Source organism: Pusillimonas sp., assembly GCF_029263785.1.
Lineage (GTDB): Bacteria > Pseudomonadota > Gammaproteobacteria > Burkholderiales > Burkholderiaceae_B > Pusillimonas.
This window is the reverse complement of sequence record NZ_JAJUFE010000002.1, coordinates 45021-63181: the sequence shown is the minus strand read 5'-3', so window position 1 is coordinate 63181 and position 18161 is coordinate 45021. Positions and strand designations below refer to the sequence as shown.

General features: G+C 59.1%; 14 protein-coding genes and 1 tRNA gene. 10 read left to right on the top strand and 5 right to left on the bottom strand.

Annotated elements, in window-relative coordinates:
- The first annotated feature begins 67 nt into the window (after positions 1-67).
- Complete coding sequence (locus tag Q1J88_RS00905) at positions 68-340, top strand: LuxR C-terminal-related transcriptional regulator (protein WP_301115511.1); 273 nt, start codon at positions 68-70, stop codon at positions 338-340.
- Here Q1J88_RS00905 and Q1J88_RS00900 read toward each other — a convergent pair.
- Complete coding sequence (locus Q1J88_RS00900) at positions 280-954, bottom strand: hypothetical protein (RefSeq protein ID WP_301115510.1); 675 nt, start codon at positions 952-954, stop codon at positions 280-282. The two genes, Q1J88_RS00905 and Q1J88_RS00900, sit on opposite strands and share 61 nt — an antisense overlap.
- A 167-nt stretch (positions 955-1121) precedes the next feature.
- Here Q1J88_RS00900 and coaE point away from each other — a divergent pair, with 167 nt between their 5' ends.
- The 6 genes from coaE (at position 1122) to Q1J88_RS00870 (ending at position 11659) form a co-directional block, all read left to right on the top strand.
- Positions 1122-1757, top strand: coding sequence for a dephospho-CoA kinase (gene coaE, locus Q1J88_RS00895; protein ID WP_301115509.1), 636 nt, complete (start codon positions 1122-1124; stop codon positions 1755-1757).
- 22 nt (positions 1758-1779) lie between these two features.
- On the top strand, positions 1780-2532 hold the full coding sequence (gene zapD, locus Q1J88_RS00890) for a cell division protein ZapD (protein ID WP_301115508.1): 753 nt from the start codon (positions 1780-1782) through the stop codon (positions 2530-2532).
- A 119-nt stretch (positions 2533-2651) separates the two neighbouring features.
- Complete coding sequence (locus tag Q1J88_RS00885; protein WP_301115507.1) at positions 2652-3905, top strand: MdtA/MuxA family multidrug efflux RND transporter periplasmic adaptor subunit; 1254 nt, start codon at positions 2652-2654, stop codon at positions 3903-3905.
- 23 nt (positions 3906-3928) lie between these two features.
- Positions 3929-7036: an MdtB/MuxB family multidrug efflux RND transporter permease subunit gene (locus Q1J88_RS00880; protein WP_301115506.1), complete on the top strand. Its 3108-nt coding sequence runs from the start codon at positions 3929-3931 to the stop codon at positions 7034-7036.
- Positions 7033-10146 carry an efflux RND transporter permease subunit gene (locus Q1J88_RS00875; protein ID WP_301115505.1) on the top strand — a complete coding sequence of 1038 codons (3114 nt, stop codon included), beginning with the start codon at positions 7033-7035 and terminating at the stop codon, positions 10144-10146. Before Q1J88_RS00880 ends, Q1J88_RS00875 begins: the two co-directional genes overlap by 4 nt.
- Before the next feature lie 58 nt (positions 10147-10204).
- Complete coding sequence (locus tag Q1J88_RS00870; RefSeq protein WP_301115504.1) at positions 10205-11659, top strand: efflux transporter outer membrane subunit; 1455 nt, start codon at positions 10205-10207, stop codon at positions 11657-11659.
- A 36-nt stretch (positions 11660-11695) separates the two neighbouring features.
- Here the strand turns inward: Q1J88_RS00870 and Q1J88_RS00865 are convergent, their stop codons facing one another.
- On the bottom strand, positions 11696-12757 hold the full coding sequence (locus Q1J88_RS00865) for a thiamine phosphate synthase (RefSeq protein ID WP_301115503.1): 1062 nt from the start codon (positions 12755-12757) through the stop codon (positions 11696-11698).
- Positions 12750-13616, bottom strand: coding sequence for an ATP-binding protein (locus tag Q1J88_RS00860; protein ID WP_301115502.1), 867 nt, complete (start codon positions 13614-13616; stop codon positions 12750-12752). The genes Q1J88_RS00865 and Q1J88_RS00860 overlap by 8 nt, the downstream gene beginning before the upstream one ends.
- Positions 13617-13774: 158 nt before the next feature.
- Between Q1J88_RS00860 and Q1J88_RS00855 the strand changes: the two genes are divergently transcribed.
- The 3 genes from Q1J88_RS00855 (at position 13775) to Q1J88_RS00845 (ending at position 15882) form a co-directional block, all read left to right on the top strand.
- Positions 13775-14740 (top strand): polyprenyl synthetase family protein, encoded by a 966-nt coding sequence (locus Q1J88_RS00855; RefSeq protein WP_301115501.1) that lies wholly within the window; start codon positions 13775-13777, stop codon positions 14738-14740.
- A gap of 7 nt (positions 14741-14747) precedes the next feature.
- A tRNA-Pro gene (locus Q1J88_RS00850) sits at positions 14748-14824 on the top strand.
- Positions 14825-15066: 242 nt separating this feature from the next.
- Positions 15067-15882, top strand: coding sequence for a hypothetical protein (locus Q1J88_RS00845; protein WP_301115500.1), 816 nt, complete (start codon positions 15067-15069; stop codon positions 15880-15882).
- Positions 15883-15960: 78 nt separating this feature from the next.
- Here Q1J88_RS00845 and hutI read toward each other — a convergent pair whose 3' ends face one another.
- Positions 15961-17190 (bottom strand): imidazolonepropionase, encoded by a 1230-nt coding sequence (hutI, locus tag Q1J88_RS00840; RefSeq protein WP_301115499.1) that lies wholly within the window; start codon positions 17188-17190, stop codon positions 15961-15963.
- A complete protein-coding gene (hutG, locus tag Q1J88_RS00835; RefSeq protein ID WP_301115498.1) occupies positions 17187-18155 on the bottom strand; it encodes a formimidoylglutamase in 969 nt (322 codons plus the stop codon). The genes hutI and hutG overlap by 4 nt, the downstream gene beginning before the upstream one ends.
- Positions 18156-18161: the final 6 nt, after the last annotated feature.

Genomic DNA, 18161 nt, shown 5'->3' with positions numbered 1-18161 from the left:
CAGGCGACAATATGTTGCACTTTATGACAGAATCCCTTCAAACTAATGACAATAAGAAGGGAATGGCATGAACGGAAACCCGCCGATCACCACATTGATTTCAACCTTGACCCCGCGTGAGCGCGACGTCATGGAGTATGTCGCCCTGGGCATGCCCAACAAGATAATTGCCGCCGAACTGGGTGTGTCCCAACGCACTGTCGAAGCGCATCGCGCACGCTGCTTTCAAAAGTTGCAGGTGCGCAATGCGGTCGAACTGGCTCGTCGGGTTGCAGGGCTTCAGTTGCAGCTTGGTGCGGGTGAACCGCTCAACTCGTCAATGCCGTCTATATCGGCCTGACGGGTCAGGTGGAAATCGAGCAGCGGCTGCTGGTCGTTTACTGTATTGACCCGCAGCAGATTGTCATTGACGAAGGTGAAGCTGGCGGCCGAGGCCGTGGAATTGTCCAGACTCAGGCGGATGCGCCACGGCGAATTCCCGGTTACTTCCCAGCAGCCCTGCTGAGCCGTTGCCGCTGTAGTACCACTTCCTGAAAGTGGTTGCGACCTGGCACGCCATTGCCCATTGGGCGCTAATGTGAGCGTGACACGGCTCGTGTCGCATGTGCCCCCCAGCAAGCAGGGCAGCGTTCCCAAGAAGGTCTTGGCTTCACGCAGCGGTCGTATCTGAGCAGCCATTGCTTCACGGGTGGCTTGCTGCGCTTCGGTGGCGGCGGCCTGCGATTCACGCCGCGCAGCATCTTCGCCGAAACCAAGTTGAATCTGCGATGGAGCGAGGCTGGTGCTGCGTCCCCGCGCCTGTGCCTGGGCGTCGGTAAGTGTTGACTCGGGCTGTTGGTATCGCACAGATTCCTGCTGACCCGCGCAGCCCGTCAGGACGACCATTACTGCACAAGCTGTCAGGGTGCTGATCTTTGAATTCAGATAAGCATAGCGGCGTGATGCGGCTGTCATGGTATGTTGTCGTTGAAATTGGATTTATGAACACCACGCGCCTTGGACGCGACTTGCTTTCAAAGGCATGTGGCCGGCAAATTCAGGCTTATCTTAACAGGCAAAGCTCGCCCGTTCGCATGGGACTAAGGTAAATTTAAAGTTTTGGCTTGGAAGGGATTTGTCCCATGTTGAAGATAGGCTTGACGGGTGGAATAGGCTCCGGAAAGACACAGGTAGCCGATTTTTTCGCCTCATGGGGCGCTTCCGTTATCGACACGGATGCCATTGCGCATCAGCTGACAGCACCCGGCGGGGCGGCGATCGGGCCGATTCGTGCCGAGTTCGGGCCGCAAGCCATTGCACCGGATGGGTCGCTCGACCGCCGAGCCATGCGCGAGCTTGTGTTCGCAGACCCCGACGCCCGGCGACGGCTTGAAGCCATTCTTCACCCAATGATAAGGCAGGTTACACGCGAGCAGGCGCAGCAGGCCACGGGATGCTATCTTGTATTTGTTGTCCCGTTGCTGATAGAGTCGGGGCGTTGGCGCGATGAGGTGGATCGCATCTGCGTTGTCGACTGCGATCCGGCCACCCAAGTTGCCCGTGTACAGGCCCGTAGCGGGCTGACGCAAGAAGCTATTGAGCGTATCATGTCGGTGCAGGTTGGCCGCGAGGCTCGTCTGGCCGCCGCCGACGACATCGTGCTCAACGATGGCGGCACAACTCTGGATGAACTCGAGGCGCGCTCGCGGGCGCTGCATGATGCCTGGTGCAAGTTGGCAGCTCGGCGCGACTCCAGCGGAAAGGACGAAGTGTACTAACCACCAAAAGGTTACTGGTCGCGTGATTCTTTATGAATATCCTTGCAACGAACGCGTTAGAACTCTGCTCCGGGTCGAGCATTTGTTTGGCAGGCTTTTTTTCTTTGCCGACGGCCCAGATGTTCACCACCACCAGATAGCTCTTGATACCCTGTTCGATCTGCTCGAAGTTTCCGAGCGCACAGATCTGCGTGGCTCGGTGCTTCAAGATCTTGAACGCCAGCGCGTGTCCCTCAGCAGCCTGAGGCAGCATCCGGGCGTTGACGGCAGTGCCCTTGATGCAATGCTGACCGAAATTCAGGATGCGGCGGCTGCGCTTGGCGCCCAGGGGCGAATCGGGCAGGGGTTGCGCGACAACGAATGGCTGGCCAGTCTGCGTGGCAGGCTGGCTGTGCCCGGCGGTTCGTCCCCGGCCGATATCCCCTCGTATTACGCCTGGCAGATCAAACCCCACGAGGTCCGGGTCAACGACCTCAAGCAATGGATCAGCCCGTTTCTGCCCTTGTATAGCGGACTGGCCCTGATTCTGCGAATGCTTCGTGACTCCAGTGACATCGAGTCGCTCGAAGCCCGTCAGGGTGCCTATCAAGAAATGCTCACTGGCAAAACCTATCAGCTGCTGCGCACCTGGGTTGATGCCGATCTGGGTGTCTTCCCCGAAATGAGCGCCAATAAATATGTAATCTGGATCCGTTTTTCGACCCAGGACAACGAGCTCAAGCCCCAGCCGGTCACGCGCGATATCCCTTTTCGCCTGGCTCGCTGCAATCTTTGACCGTCGATACTCCACCCGCTGGAAAGTTGTTGCGGTCGATTTCATTTGGCTATTTTTTGTTCGCGCCTTTCATGGAATTGGCGACAATAGCGGCTTGATTTCCTATTGGAGAACTTTGCATGTCGGATTTGCGTCCCGAAGCGGGCAGGCGACGTATTTCCCGCCCCTGGTGGTGGGCGGTGTTCATCGTGGTAGTGGCACTGGCGGCCTACTGGTACTGGAGCGGCAGCAAGCCGGCGCCGGCGGGCCGGCCTGGTGGCGGTGCTCCTTTCATGGGCAGCATGATGGGTGCGCCGGTTCCCGTGCGCATCGCCACCACCGAGGACAGCACCATTGACGTCGTCTACCGCGCCATTGGTACCGTTACTGCCTACAACACTGTCACTGTACGGGCCCGGGTCGACGGCGAACTGCAAGAGGTGTTGTTTGAAGACGGGCAAAAGGTAAAGAAGGGTGACGTGCTTGCCCGGATTGATCCGCGTCCGTATCAGATCAGACTGGATCAGGCACTGGGGCAGCAAAGGCAAAACCAGGCGCAGCTGGAAAATGCTCAGCGCGACCTGCAGCGCTATCAATTGCTCTTCAAGCAGAACTCCATTGCCAAGCAGCAGGTGGACGCGCAGGTGGCGTTGGTCCAGCAGTATCTGGGTTCGCAAAAAAGTGATCAGGCGGCGGTGGATGATGCCAGGCTGCAGCTCAGTTTCACCGAGATCGTGGCGCCGATGGACGGGCGTCTGGGTTTGCGCCAGGTCGACCAAGGGAATCTGATATCGGCGGGCAGCACAGAAGGGCTGGTCGTGTTGACTCAAACGCAGCCCATATCGGTCGTATTCACCCTGCCGCAAGCCCGGGTCCCAGAGGTGCTGGAGCAGTTCAGGCAAGGTTCCCCCCTGGAAGTCGATGTTTACGACAGCAGCGACACCCGCAAGCTGGCCACCGGCCAACTGGAATCCATCGACAACCAGATAGACATTGCCACGGGCACGCTCAAGCTGAAGGCCCGCTTCGAGAACGAGGACGAAACCCTGTTTCCGAATCAGTTCGTCAACGTTCGTCTCAAGGTGCGAACCGGATTGCCGGCCATTGTGGCACCGGCCGCAGCCATTCAGCAGGGGTCGCAAGGTGCGTTCGTTTATGCACTTGACGACTCGGATTCAGTGCAAATCCGCCGAGTCGAAACGGGAACAGTGGAAGGCGATAAAGTGGCAATCACCCAGGGTCTGGAGGCCGGTGTGCGTGTGGTCACCGAAGGTGTCGACCGGCTGCGGGAAGGCTCCAGGGTAGAAATTGTGACAGCCACGGCAGACGCGGCGCGCCCGGCACCGGTGCCCGGTGGACGGCGTGGTGCTCCCGGCGTCGGCGCACCTCATTAGCAGGACATCGGGTTGACCTTGCCATGAATATTTCCCGCCTGTTCATTCTTCGTCCGGTGGCCACTACTTTGGCCATGATCGCGTTGTTGATTGCGGGCATCCTGGCGTATCGCATGCTGCCGGTATCGGCGCTGCCCGAGGTGGATTACCCCACCATACAGGTCAGTACGGAATACCCTGGTGCGAGTCCGGACGTCATGGCGGCATTGGTGACCTCGCCGCTTGAACGGCAGTTTGGCCAGATGCCGGGCCTTATTCAAATGAGCTCGACCAGCTCTGGGGGGTTGTCGTCCATCACCTTGCAGTTCGATCTTGAGCTGGCGATGGACGTGGCTGAACAGGAGGTACAGGCGGCGATCAATGCGGCTTCAAACCTGTTGCCCAATGATCTGCCCGCGCCGCCCGTTTACAACAAGGTCAATCCCGCCGACACGCCAGTCATTACGTTGGCCGTTACGTCTCCCACTCTGCCCCTGTATGACGTGCGTGACCTGATCGATATCCGCGTAGCTCAGAAACTGTCCCAGATTACGGGTGTGGGGCTGGTGAGTATTGCCGGCGGGCAGCGACCGGCTGTGCGCATCCAGGCAGACCCGCAAGCCCTGGCGGCGCGGGGCCTGACACTTTCTGATCTACGCAGTGCCATCACATCGGCCAATGTCAATCAGCCGAAGGGAAACCTTGATGGTCCGAACCGATCAACCACCATCAATGCCAATGACCAACTGCGCTCCATCGAAGATTATGAGTCGCTCATCTTGGCGTACGAGAACGGTGCCGCCCTGCGCCTGCGCGATGTGGCCGTCGCAACCAAAGGCGCAGAAAACATCCGCCAGGCGGCCTGGGTGGGCAACCAGCCCGCCATACTGCTGAACATCCAGCGTCAGCCGGGCGCCAACGTCATTGAAGTGGTCGATCGGGTAAAGCAGCTTTTGCCGTCGTTGCGCCAGGCCCTGCCTATTGGCGTAGACGTTGAAGTAGCGACTGATCGCACCCAAACCATACGTGACTCGGTCAATCACGTTCAGTTTGAGATGATGCTGGCGATCGTTCTGGTGGTGCTGGTCACATTCGTCTTTTTGCGAAGCTGGACGGCCACCTTCATTCCCAGTGTGGTGGTGCCGCTCTCCCTGATTGGCACGTTCGCAGTCATGTATCTGGCCGGCTTCAGCATCAACAACCTGACCCTTATGGCGCTTACGATTGCGACCGGGTTTGTGGTGGACGATGCTATCGTGATGATCGAGAACATCGCGCGGCATATAGAAGAAGGCGAGTCCGCGCTTCAGGCAGCGCTCAAGGGTGCGTCGCAGATTGGATTTACCTTGGTGTCGCTGACCTTGTCGCTGATTGCGGTGCTGATTCCCCTTCTTTTCATGAGCGATGTCATCGGCAGACTGTTCAGTGAGTTCGCCATCACGCTGGCGGTCGCGATTCTGCTTTCGCTTGGCATATCGCTGACACTTACGCCTATGATGTGCGCGCGCCTGCTGAAGACCGAGTCGGAGCAGAAACATGGGCGTTTTCAGCGCTGGCTCGGCGACGCGATGGACCGTCTGGTGGCTGCGTATGATCGGGGTCTGGTGTGGGTGCTTGCTCGCCAGCGGCTAACGCTTTGGGTAGCATTTGCGACATTGCTGTTAACAGCCTTGCTGTACGCGGTGGTTCCCAAAGGGTTTTTCCCTCAGCAGGACACCGGTCTGATTCAGGCCATCAGCCAGGCGCCCGCCACCGTTTCATTCAACGCCATGGCACAGCGCCAGCACCAGGCCGTTGACGTCATCCTGCAAGATCCGGCGGTGCAGAACGTGTCGTCGTTTATCGGAATCGATGGTAGCAACGCAACGATCAATACCGGTCGCATGCAGATCGCTCTGAAGCCCCTGGCGGACCGGGACGACAACGCTACCGATATTATCCGTCGCTTGAAGGAAAAGCTGTCCGGCTTGCCCGATATCAGGGTGTACATGCAGCCTGTGCAAGACCTGACCATCGAAGACCGGGTGAGCCGGACGCAATATCAGATGTCGTTGTCCGATCCGGATCCTGCGGTATTGCTGGAGTGGGCCCCGCGTCTCGAAGAGGCGATGCGGCAGCTGCCTGAATTGGAAGACGTTACCCTGGACCAGCAGGCCGGAGGTTTGCAGACCGTTCTGGCCATAGATCGCGACGCTGCCGCGCGGCTGGGTGTTACCACCTCGGCCATTGACGAGGCTCTGTACGATGCTTTCGGACAACGTCTGATATCGACGATTTTTACGCAATCGGCGCAGTACAGGGTGGTATTGGAGGTGGAAGAGTCGTACCGTCGCAGCCCGGCGGCACTGGATCATATCTACGTGCGCACTGACTCGGGGGGCACCATTCCGCTTGGCAGCGTGGTGACCGCCACACAGCAATCGGGATTGCTGTCGATCGAGCGGCTGGGTCAGTTTCCGGCCACTACCCTGTCGTTCAATCTGGCGCCTGGCGTAGCGTTGTCGGACGCGGTCGATGCGATTACCCAGGCTCAGGCAGAGCTCGACATGCCCATCACGACTGAAATGAAGTTTCAGGGTGCCGCCCGTGCATTCGAGGCCTCGCTGGCCAGCACATTATGGCTGATGCTCGCCGCCGTGGTGGCCATGTATATCGTTCTGGGCATCCTGTACGAAAGTTATATCCACCCCGTGACGATTCTGTCGACGCTGCCGTCTGCCGCCATCGGAGCCTTGCTGGCATTGCTTCTGACCGGCAAGGCTCTCGACATGATCGGCATCATCGGCATTATCCTTCTGATCGGTATCGTGAAGAAGAACGCGATCATGATGATCGATTTTGCGCTGGATGCAGAGCGTCAGCGAGGGTTGGCGCCGCGCGACGCGATCCATGAGGCGGCCCTGCTGCGTTTTCGTCCTATCCTCATGACCACGTTGGCAGCGCTCTTTGCGGCAATCCCGCTCATGCTCTCGACAGGCGCCGGGTCCGAGTTGCGTCAACCCCTGGGCCTGGTGATGGTGGGCGGACTGGTTTGCAGCCAATTGCTGACTTTATTCACTACACCGGTCATTTACCTGATGTTTGACAGGCTTTCGCGGCGCTATTCGGCCAGTCGTCGCGCGCGCGCCGATGCGCAGCAGGTAGCGCCATGAGATGGCTGACCCTGTTCATCCTGCGGCCGGTAACCACGACCCTGCTGTGCATCGCAATGGTGTTGTCGGGGGTATTGGCGTATAGGCTTTTGCCGGTGGCCCCCTTGCCACAAATTGATTTCCCGATGATTTCGGTCAATGCCCGCATGGCGGGGGCCAGTCCGGAAACCATGGCGTCCAGCGTTGCCATGCCACTGGAACAGGCGCTGGGTTCCATTGCGGGCCTGTCGGAAATGTCGTCGCGAAGTTCGGAGGGTTCGACAAACATCACGCTGATGTTCGACATGGATCGCGACATCAATAGTGCGGCGCGCGATGTTCAGGCTGCCATCAATGAAGCGCGTGCGATGCTCCCTTCGGGATTGCGTAACAACCCCACCTATAACAAGGTGAATCCGAATTCGGCGCCGGTCATGGTACTGGCGCTGACATCAGACATTGCCACACAAGGCCAGCTATACGATCTGGCCTCTACCGTCTTTGCGCAGAAGCTTTCTCAAGTCACGGGCGTGGGCGAGGTGACCGTAGGCGGCAGCTCCTTGCCCGCTGTCCGCATCAGTCTGAATCCCAATGCCCTTAATAGCGCGGGAGTATCGCTGGACGAAGTTCGGGCCGCCCTGTCTGACGCCAACACCTTGCGGCCCAATGGCATTGTCGAAAATGACCGGCATCATTGGCAGATACTGTCGAGCCCGCAGATGACACGCGCGGCCGAATATGCGCCGCTGATCGTAGCCTGGCGGGATGGAGCACCCATTCGCCTGGGTGATGTGGCGAAGGTCGAGGACTCGGTTGAAGAGCTGTACAACGTGGGGTATTTCAATGACAAGCGGGCGGTGCTGCTGATCATTCGCCGCCAGCCCGACGCCAATATCATTGAAACCGTCGACGCCATCCGCGCGCAGCTTCCGATTTTTCAGGCTATGGCGCCGGCCCATGTGACTCTTACTGTGGCGCAGGACCGCACACCCAGCATACGCGCATCGTTACACGAGGCGGAGCTGACCCTGATTATCGCGGTTGTGCTTGTCGTGCTGGTTGTGTTGCTGTTCCTTCGCAACTTCAGGGCCGCGCTGATTCCAAGCGTTGTAGTGCCGGCCTCTCTGATCACGACCTTCGGGCTGATGTGGTGGTTTGGATTCAGTCTGAACACCATTTCGATCATGGCGTTGATCGTGGCAACAGGCTTTGTCGTCGATGATGCCATTGTCGTGCTAGAAAATATCTCGCGGCACATCGAACGCGGCATGTCGCCATTTCGTGCAGCGGTGCGGGGTGTCCGCGAGGTTGGTTTCACCGTAATGGCGATGAGTGTCTCGCTGGTGGCGGTGTTCATTCCCATCCTGTTGATGGGCGACCTGCTGGGACGTCTTTTTCGCGAGTTCGCCGTTACCTTGACTGCAGCGATCATGGTGTCGTTGGTACTGTCGCTGATTCTGACGCCGATGATGTGCTCGCGACTGCTCAAGCGCCAGAATCAGGCAGAGCGCCGGCCGTCAGCATTCAGACGTTTCGTTCAATCACTGGGAGACCGTTTTTGGCGTGGGTACAAGGCATCGCTTGAGTGGGCGCTGCGCCATAGCCGCTTCATGCTGTTGGTGCTTGTGGCAACGATCGGCCTGAATGTGTATTTGTACTCGGTAGTACCCAAAGGGTTTTTTCCTCAGCAGGACACGGGCCAGCTGATGGGTTTTTTCAGGGTCGACCAGGGCACTTCCTTTCAGGCTGCTCAACCCAAGCTTGAAAAATTCCGCCGGATTCTTCTTGAAGACCCGGCCATTGAAAGTGTCACGGCGTTCATGGGCGGGCGAGGCGGTACGACATCCAGCTTCATGATGATCCAGCTCAAACCGCTCGAAGAACGAAAGGTCAGCGCGCTTCAGGTCGTCAATCGACTCCGTCCTCGTTTCAGTAGCGAGCCCGGGGCAAGGCTGACGTTGATTCCAGAGCAGGATCTGCGTGGCGCGGGTCGTCGCGGCTCGGCGTCCTACGATTACACGTTGCTCGCAAGTGATCTGCCGTTGTTGCAGACGTGGGTCACACGATTACGCGCGGCCATGTCCCAGTTGCCGGAACTGGTCGATGTGGAAGACGGGATCGAAGACAGGGCGCAGCGGGTTGAGCTTGTCATAGACCGGGACGCAGCCACTCGGTTGGGAGTGGATATGTCCTTGATTTCGTCTACGCTGAATAATGCGTTCAGTCAGCGTCAGGTGTCGATTATTTATGGTCCGCTGAACCAATACCACGTGGTGATGGCCGTGGACCCAAAGTTCGCCCGTGACATCGAGTCGCTCAAACAAGTGCAAGTAATTACTGCGCAGGGCAACCGCGTGCCGCTCGCTTCTTTCGCGCGATTCGAATCCGGAAACGCGCCGACCAGTGTTCGGCATGAAGGGCTGCTGGCGGCGGAGAACACCTCGTTCAACCTGGCACCGGGGGTTACCCTCGAAGAAGCGGCACAGGCAATCGAGCGGGCAGTAGCGCGTATCGGGCTGCCCAGCGACCAGATCCAGGCAGGGTTCCTGGGTGATGCGCTGGATTTACAGAAAGCTGTAAGGCAGCAGCCCTGGCTGATCCTGGCGGCGTTGGTGACGATGTATATCGTATTGGGCATGTTGTACGAAAGTTATATCCACCCCATTACCATTTTGTCCACATTGCCTTCCGCCGGCATCGGCGCGCTCCTTGCCCTGCAATTGCTGGGTCATGAATTTACCCTGATCGCGCTCATCGGGGTTTTCTTGCTGATTGGCATCGTCAAGAAGAACGCCATCATGATGGTTGACTTTGCGCTGCAGGCTGAACGCCAGCGTGGTCTGTCGACGCGCGACGCCATATTCGAAGCATGTCTGGTGCGCTTCCGGCCCATCATGATGACGACAATTTCCGCCTTGTTCGGAGCACTGCCGCTGATATTCGCGACCGGCGCAGGGGTGGAAATTCGCCAGCCGCTGGGAATCACCATTGCGGGTGGGCTGATTCTGAGCCAGGTGCTTACCTTGTACACGACGCCGGTTGTGTATCTGTATCTGGATCGATTGCGTTTGTGGTCGAAGCGGCGCAGGCAGCCACGCGGTAGCGCCCCGCGAGAATTGACGCAGCAATGAACGGGCGAAAAACAAGGAGTTTTTTGGCGGCTTTCGCTTTGCAAGGGCAAGGAAACGAATGACGGGAAACGATATCACTCTCAAGTTCACCGGGGCGCGGCTTGGCACGGTGCTTTTGTGCGCGGTTTTGGCGGGTTGTGCTGTCGGCCCGGACTATCGCCTTCCAGTCGTTGAGGTGGGTGGCGAGTTCAAGGAAGCAAAAGGCTGGGTACAGGCGCGCCCCAGCGATCATGTGCCTCGACCCGACTGGTGGCGCGATTTTGAAGATGAAGATCTCAACCACTTGATGAGCCGGATGCTGGAGGCGAATCTTTCCATTGCGCAAGCGGAGGCGCGCTATCGGCAAGCCCAGGCGTTGGTGCGCTCAGCGGGCGCGGGATTTTTCCCCACCATCGGCACGTCGGCATCCGCGACACGCTCGGGCGGTGGAGGCGGCAATGCCGGGCAGGGCGCTGCCACCGGGAATCAGTATTCGCTATCGGCGAACGTAAGCTGGGAGGCGGATCTATGGGGCCGGATACGTCGTACGGTTGAAGCGGGCGAGGCCGGTGCGCAGGCCAGTGCGGCCGACCTTGCGAATACGCGTCTCAGCATGCAGTCCACGTTGGCCCAGACGTATTTTCAGCTGCGTGCGTTCGATGCCGAAAAGGCATTGTTCGCCCAGACCGTGGCTGCCTACGAGCGGTCACTCGAGATGACGCAGAATCGCTATGCGGCGGGAATCGCCGCGCAGGTGGATGTGGCATCGGCACGGACCCAGCTCGAAAACGCGCGCACGCAGATGCTTGCGCTGGAGCGGCAGCGGGCGCAGCTTGAACATGCATTGGCTGTCTTGCTTGGGCAGCCTCCGTCGCAGTTTGGTCTGGACGAGGGCAGGATGCCGGGTCTGGTCCCTGTGATACCCGCCGGTCTGCCGTCCCAGTTGCTTGAGCGTCGTCCGGACGTGGCTGCAGCCGAGCGGCGCACGGCGCAGGCAAATGCGCGCATTGGCGTGGCTCAGGCGGCGTGGTTTCCAGACCTGACTTTAAGCACGCAATATGGCTACCGGGGTAGTCAGTGGGCACAGTGGCTCAGTGCACCGTTTCACTTCTGGTCTTTGGGGCCGGCGCTGGCCCTGACGGTGTTCGATGGTGGAGCACGGCGGGCCCAGCTTGAGGAAGCTCGGGCCATTTACGATGAGCAGGTCGCGAATTATCGGCTGACGGTGCTGCAGGCCTTGCAGGAAGTCGAGGATTTCCTGGTCCAGCTTCGGGTGCTGGAACAGGAGCAGGAAACGCAGGGACGTGCTTTGGCCGCAGCGCGTGAATCGCTGGAACTGACGCGAAATCAGTACAACGCGGGCATGATTGATTATCTGAGCGTGGTGCAGGTCGAGGCGACGGCACTTAGCACGGAGCGGGCGGCCCTGTCGCTTCGGCTTAGTCGGCTGTTGGCCTCGGTGCAGTTGATGGTGGCGTTGGGAGGGGGCTGGCAGGTGGATGCGTTGCAAGACGTGCCGCCTGTGCTGCCGTAGTCGAGGTTTGGCAGCGTAGGCGGTTCACGTTGCGAGTCACTCAGCCAGAAACCGGATTCCCGCGATGCCGTGAGCGCCGTGCTGAATAGCAGTGGACAGTGTGCTGGAACTTTGTCCGCCTATGGCATACACGGGCAGGCCGCCTTCGAAGGCAAGGGTGCTGAATCGCGGCCAGCCCAATGGCTCATGGTCGGGATGCGAGGGGGTTTCAAGGACATGGCCAAGTACGGCGAAGTCGGCACCCAGGCTGCGGGCGGATTCCAGTTCGTCTGCGTTATGGGCCGAGACGCCGACGAGTCGTCTGGGGGCGAGGTGGGTGGCGCTGCGCGTAAGCGCGTATTCGCGGCTGTTACGGTCGATGCCCTGGGTGTCGTCGCCGGCTGAATAGAGAATGCCTTCGGGAACCGGGCGATCTTTGTTGAGGATGGCGATGGCATCCTGGGCGCGGAAATGGACGCCGTCGGCCTGGTGCCACCAGGATTCGGGATGGATGCTGTTGACGAGGCAGGGTGAACCAGCCTGGCGGCAGGCATGCAGGACTGCGTCGAAGGCGGCCTTAATTTCAGTGGAGCTTGCCCGGCTTGCCCATTGGGGCTCACGAAATTGCACCAGCATCTTGCCATGGCTCAGGGCGCGTTCAAGTCGCTGCAGGAAGTTTGCGAGGTTGTCGGCATTGCCTATTGAAGTAATGAGGTAACGGTCGGGCAGCTGAAGCCAGCGCAATGGAGGCTCGGTGGCGGGCAGGAGGGGGCCGACGTCTAGCGGACGGTCGGTGCGGACCCAGGCGAGCCGTTGTCCCTCGATGCCGGTGGGGGTGCCTTCCCAACCGGTGACCTTGCAGAAGGACAGTCGCACGATGGTCTTGGGATACTCGTGCACATGCGTTACCCACCGGGCCGATTCGGTTACCTGGATGTCGAGTTCTTCCTTGAGCTCGCGCGAAAGGGCCTCAAGAACGGTTTCGCCGGGTTCGATCTTTCCGCCGGGCAGTTCCCACCAGCCCGACCAGGGTTTGTCGCCGGGTCGTTCGGCCAGCAAGAGCTCATTGTTGGAACGCAGGATCAGGCCGGCGGCAACGTCTACAAACGGTTTAGACATGGCGTGCGGCCCAGTCCCGTGCGAATTGGCGGGCGACGCGGCCGGAGCGGGAGCCGCGCTCAAGGGCCCATTGAAGCGCTTCGACGCGCGATTCCGCGATGCTCTCGGGCGAGCAGCCATGCACTCCCAGCCAGTAATTGACGATGTCGAGGTAGTCGTCTTGCTTGAAGGGATAGAAGGACAGCCACAGGCCGAAGCGCTCTGAAAGAGAGATTTTTTCTTCGACGGTCTCGCCGGGGTGGATTTCGCCATCGGGCTGGTGCTGTGCGGCCAGATTTTCGCTGAGGTACTCGGGCATGAGGTGACGGCGGTTGGACGTGGCGTAGATAAGGACGTTGTCGCCCGCGGCGCTAAGGGAACCGTCCAGCACGGACTTGAGTGCCTTGTAACCGGCTTCGCCTTCTTCGAACGAGAGGTCATCGCAAAAGATGATGAAGCGTTCGGGGCGCTTGCTGATGAGCTCGACGATCTCGTCGAGGTCGGCCAGATCGGATTTGTCGACCTCGATGAGCCGCAGGCCACGGTCGCCGTACGCGGCCAGCATGGCCTTGACGAGGGAGCTCTTGCCGGTGCCACGCGCACCGGTCATCAGCACGTTGTTGGCCGGCTTGCCTTCCAGGAAGTGACGGGTGTTGCGGTCGATGATGGCTTTTTGCCGTTCGATGTGCTGCAGATCGTCCACTTCGATGCGTGAGACTTGCCTGATGGCGTCAAGCCATCCCTTGGAGCCGCGCTTGCGCCAGCGAAAGGCGTGGGCGGTCCAGTCAATTTCGGGCGGCGCGGGGGGCAGCCAGGCTTCCAGTTGCGCCAGCACGCGCTCCGCGCGTTGCACTAGTGTGGTCAGGTCCAGGGCAGTCAAGCGAATCTCCAGGTGTTTCCGGGCAAACCGCTATTATCGCCAATTTCGGCAGTGCGAGCCTGTGGCAAGCACGTATAATCTAGCCTGGCCCGTGCGGTTGCCCGGCATCCGTCAGCGGTCTCATACCCGCCCCTCAGGCTTTTTGTAGCGGACTCCCTTTGAACTTAGCCGATTTGCTTGCGCCCATCTCTGACGACATGAAGGCCGTCGACGCGGTGATCCGGGCGCGTCTGAATTCCGACGTCGTATTAATCCGAACTGTGGGTGATTACATCATCGGTGCCGGGGGCAAGCGCATGCGCCCGGCGCTGCTGTTGATGATCGCCAACGCGCTGGGCTATCAGGGCGAGCGCCATCATCTGCTGGCGGCCGTGGTCGAATTCATTCATACCTCGACCTTGCTCCATGATGATGTGGTCGATGAATCCGATCTGCGACGTGGCCGTAGCACGGCCAATGCGGTGTTTGGCAATGCCGCCAGCGTGCTGGTTGGCGATTATCTTTATTCCCGGTCGTTCGAGATGATGGTCGAGGCCGACTCGATGCGCATCATGCAAGTGCTGTCACAGGCCACTACCATCATTGCCGAAGGCGAGGTGTTGCAACTCCTTAATGTGCACGACCCGGCGGTTTCCATCGAGCGGTATATGCAGGTGGTACGCTACAAGACCGCCAAGCTGTTCGAAGCGGCCTGTCAGGTTGGTGCGATCATCGCGGGGGCCGATAGCGCCCAGGAAGAGGCTGCCGCGGCGTATGGTCGCCATATCGGCACCGCCTTCCAGCTGGTAGACGATGTGCTGGATTACAGCGGCGATGCAGGAAACCTGGGCAAGAACGTAGGTGACGACTTGCGAGAGGGCAAGCCCACGATGCCGCTGATTCGTGCGATGGAAGTGGGCACACAGGTTCAACGCGAGCTGATTGCCGGGGCGATTGAATCGGGCGACGGTGATTTCGACGCTGTTGCACGTGCCATTCACGACACCGATGCGCTTGAATACACCCGTCAGGTCGCTGTGTCGGAAGCGGATATTGCACGCGATGCACTGAAGGCATTTCCGGCCTCCGCACATCACGATTCTTTGTTAAAATTCTGTTCTTTCGCGGTCGAGCGAGATCGCTGAAAATCTTCGGGGTGTAGCTCAGCCTGGTAGAGTACTACGTTCGGGACGTAGGAGTCGCATGTTCGAATCATGTCACCCCGACCACGATATTGTTCAAAAAGCCCTTGTTTTTACAAGGGCTTTTTGTTTTTGCGCCCGGCATGGGCGCACTTTTTGTGGGTGCAACTCCCGCAGGCCGGTGCCCGATGGGCTTAAGGTCTCTGGTCTGGTGTCGTTATGACTTTGTGCCGAGTCTGCGGGCAGGTCTGGGCAAGCGGCACGTTGTTCATTTTCTTTGATTTGGATTGCAGGTGGTTTTAATGTGGAAGCGTTGTCGGGTTGCTATAGTGTTTAGCGTTGCGGTGTTGTTGGCAGCCTGTGGCGGAAAAGGTGTCGACAAGTCGATCGCTACCGACAGCGAGGCCGCCTATCGCAAGACACTCGATGAAGCCTGGGCTGACATGACGGTTGAGCAGCAAAATGCCTATAACTGGGCTGTCAGTACTTACACGCTCGAAGGGCTGATCCAGGCTTACCCAAAGATCACGCCGCGCAAGGTCATTGACGCAGAATCAGACGCTTATATCGCGCTGCACACAAGGAAGATTGCGTCGATTACGGCTGAGATGGCCGCTAATGCCGAGCGGCTGGCAGCGGATGAGCGTCGCCTGAAGGAAGTCTCTGAGGAACTGGCAAAAATCAGGCTCGAGCCGGTAGCCATCAAGGAAGACAAGTACTTAAAACGCCCGAAATTCGAATATGTCGTTCATAACGGCAGTCAGTACGACATCAGTTCCCTGAGCTTTCATGCCTGGTTGTATGTGGATGACGAAGACCACTCGGATCGCAGATGCAGGGTAGCCGAGCATTATCAATCCAGAAATGGTCTGCCACGGGGCGCGTCGATCCAGGGCGATTGGTCAGTTTCCAGATGCAGTTTCTGGGACACACTCGAGGTAAGAAATGCAAAGAAGCTTTCCTTTCGAGTGCAACTTCTGCCTGATAGCGTCAGAAATTACGCCGAGAAAAAGATCTTGCCGGTACTGTCGTCACCCACCCGCCAGGATTATCAGCAGCAAATCAAGTTTTCAGAAGAGGCAATAGCGCAGGCACTGCTGGCCAAGGCATCGCTGGCTCCCGTAGCGCCGGCGTCAGCAGATTAAGCCGAACTCTTCGTAAAGCGGCCCTGCGTTGACGATTTTCTTTGTTGATAAGCACCGGTCTTCCGCCCGCTGCGGGCCTCAGGCTCGCAGCGACCCTTCCTTGACGATCTCCCTGCAGGGATTGAACCCCATCGCGTAGGCCAGATCGCTCGGCCGGTCAATGTCCCACAGGGCAAAGTCGGCCTTCTTGCCAAGCTCGAGGCTTCCGTGCGTATCGTCCATGCCCAAGGCCTTTGCGGCGTGGAGGGTTGTTCCGGTAAGGGCCTCCAGCGGTGTCAGGCGGAATATCGTGCAGGCCATATTCATCGCCAGCAACAGGGAGGTCAATGGAGACGTGCCGGGGTTGCAATCGGTTGAGACAGCCATTGCGACTCCGGCATTGCGCATGGCCTGAACAGGAGGCAGTTGAGTGTCTCGCAGGTAATAGAAGGCCCCCGGAAGCAGTACGGCAACGGTGCCTGCCTGGGCCATGGCTGCGATGCCTTCGGCAGAAAGGTGTTCCAGGTGATCCGCAGAAAGCCCGCCATAGCGTGCGGTGAGTTGCGCCCCGCCTTGGTCGGACAATTGTTCGGCATGAAGCTTGACGGGCAGACCATGTTGCCGGGCAGCCTGAAACACCCTTTCGGTCTGGGCCGGTGTAAACCCGATGTTCTCGCAGAAGGCGTCGACGGCATCCACCAGACCTTGTTCGACCAAGGCGGGCAGCATGACGTTGCAGACTTCGTCAATGTAGGCATCGGCCCGCCCGGCATATTCGGGCGGCAAGGCGTGGGCACCCAGAAAGGTTGTGCGAACGGTTACGCCCAAACGTGCCTGGATTTCGCGAGCTGCACGCAGCATTTTTTCTTCGTTGGCCAGATCAAGGCCATAGCCAGACTTGATTTCCAGGGTTGTAACGCCTTCTGAAATCAGGGCTCGGACCCGTGGCAGGCTTTGGTTCAGCAACGATTCCAGATCGGCCTCGCGCGTGGCACGTACTGTAGAGACAATGCCGCCGCCTTCGCGAGCAATCTGTTCGTAGGGCACGCCATTCAGTCGGGCTTCCCACTCGTTGCTGCGGTTGCCTGCATAAACTATGTGTGTATGACAGTCGATCAGGCCCGGCGTAATCCAGCCACCCTGGCCGTCGTGTTCTTGTGAAACTTGAACACCGGCAGGTAAATCGCTGCGTTTGCCAAGCCAAACGATTTTGCCGTGGCGGGTGGCTATGGCTCCGTCGGTAATTTCGCCGTAGCCCTGGCCATGTTGCATTGTGGCCAGGTGCACGTTGACCCACAGCTTGTCCCAATAATGACCGGTTTGGCTCATAGTTCGCTCGAATGGTTGGCAATGCGTGTCACCAGCCGGGCGGCGACACGCGCACTGCGATGGTCGATATCGAAATCGGGATTCAGTTCGGCGATGTCGGCCAGACGCATCTTGCCCGACGCTGCCACATGATCCGTGATGGCTTCGACGATATCCAAAGGCACGCCTCTGGCCGCAGGGGCGCTGACCCCCGGCGCTACGTAAGCCGGCAGGACGTCCAGGCAGATCGTGAAGTAGAGGTGGTCGACCTTTTCAAGGAAGGCGTCGAGGCGCTCGAGCACGGCAGTGCGTCGAGTGATGTCCATCTCTTCATCCAGAAGCCAATCGACACCCAAGGAGGCTGCACGGTCGAACAGGGCCTGGGTATTGGCGAATTCACTGACGCCCAGGCAGCAGTAGTTGAACGCCCAGCCGCGTTGCCGGCAGCTTTCAGCGATCTGCCGAAAAGGTGTGCCTGAACTGGCGTGCTCAGCCTGACGCAAGTCGAAATGTGCATCGAGATTGAGGATGCCGATTCGCGGAGATGCTTCGTCGCCTGCGCTCAGGTGACGAGCCAGACCTTCGAACGATCCGAATGCAATCTCGTGCCCGCCGCCCAGGGTGATGGGCATATGACCTTTGGCAAGGATACTGGCCAAATGGTCAGAGAGCTGGTCTTGCGCCGGCTCCAGGCCATCGGTGGCATCACTGGATTGCGGAGCGATGTCGCCCGCGTCGAATATGTCGCTGCGCTGGCGCACAGGCATATTGCTCAGCATGGCACGAATGGCGGCAGGCCCCTTGCGGGCTCCGGGCCTGCCGTGGTTGCGCTGTACTCCGGCGTCGCAGGCAAATCCGGTAAGCACCACGCCTGGGGCAGAGTTGTTGTCGAAGGGGCGAACCACTTGATGCCAACGTTGTCCCGTGGGGCCCTCGGCCGCATCGACGCGGCCTTTCCATTGGTTCATGTCAGCAGGAGTATGCATGTCGTC

Bases quoted from the DNA above. Each gene is read 5' to 3' on its own strand.
- Q1J88_RS00905 (WP_301115511.1), top strand. From the start codon at position 68: ATGAACGGAAACCCGCCGATCACCACATTGATTTCAACCTTGACCCCG.
- Q1J88_RS00885 (WP_301115507.1), top strand. From the start codon at position 2,652: ATGTCGGATTTGCGTCCCGAAGCGGGCAGGCGACGTATTTCCCGCCCC.
- Q1J88_RS00870 (WP_301115504.1), top strand. From the start codon at position 10,205: ATGACGGGAAACGATATCACTCTCAAGTTCACCGGGGCGCGGCTTGGC.
- Q1J88_RS00900 (WP_301115510.1), bottom strand. From the start codon at position 954: ATGACAGCCGCATCACGCCGCTATGCTTATCTGAATTCAAAGATCAGC.
- hutI (WP_301115499.1), bottom strand. From the start codon at position 17,190: ATGAGCCAAACCGGTCATTATTGGGACAAGCTGTGGGTCAACGTGCAC.
- coaE (WP_301115509.1), top strand. From the start codon at position 1,122: ATGTTGAAGATAGGCTTGACGGGTGGAATAGGCTCCGGAAAGACACAG.
- hutG (WP_301115498.1), bottom strand. From the start codon at position 18,155: ATGCATACTCCTGCTGACATGAACCAATGGAAAGGCCGCGTCGATGCG.
- Q1J88_RS00865 (WP_301115503.1), bottom strand. From the start codon at position 12,757: ATGTCTAAACCGTTTGTAGACGTTGCCGCCGGCCTGATCCTGCGTTCC.
- Q1J88_RS00880 (WP_301115506.1), top strand. From the start codon at position 3,929: ATGAATATTTCCCGCCTGTTCATTCTTCGTCCGGTGGCCACTACTTTG.
- Q1J88_RS00875 (WP_301115505.1), top strand. From the start codon at position 7,033: ATGAGATGGCTGACCCTGTTCATCCTGCGGCCGGTAACCACGACCCTG.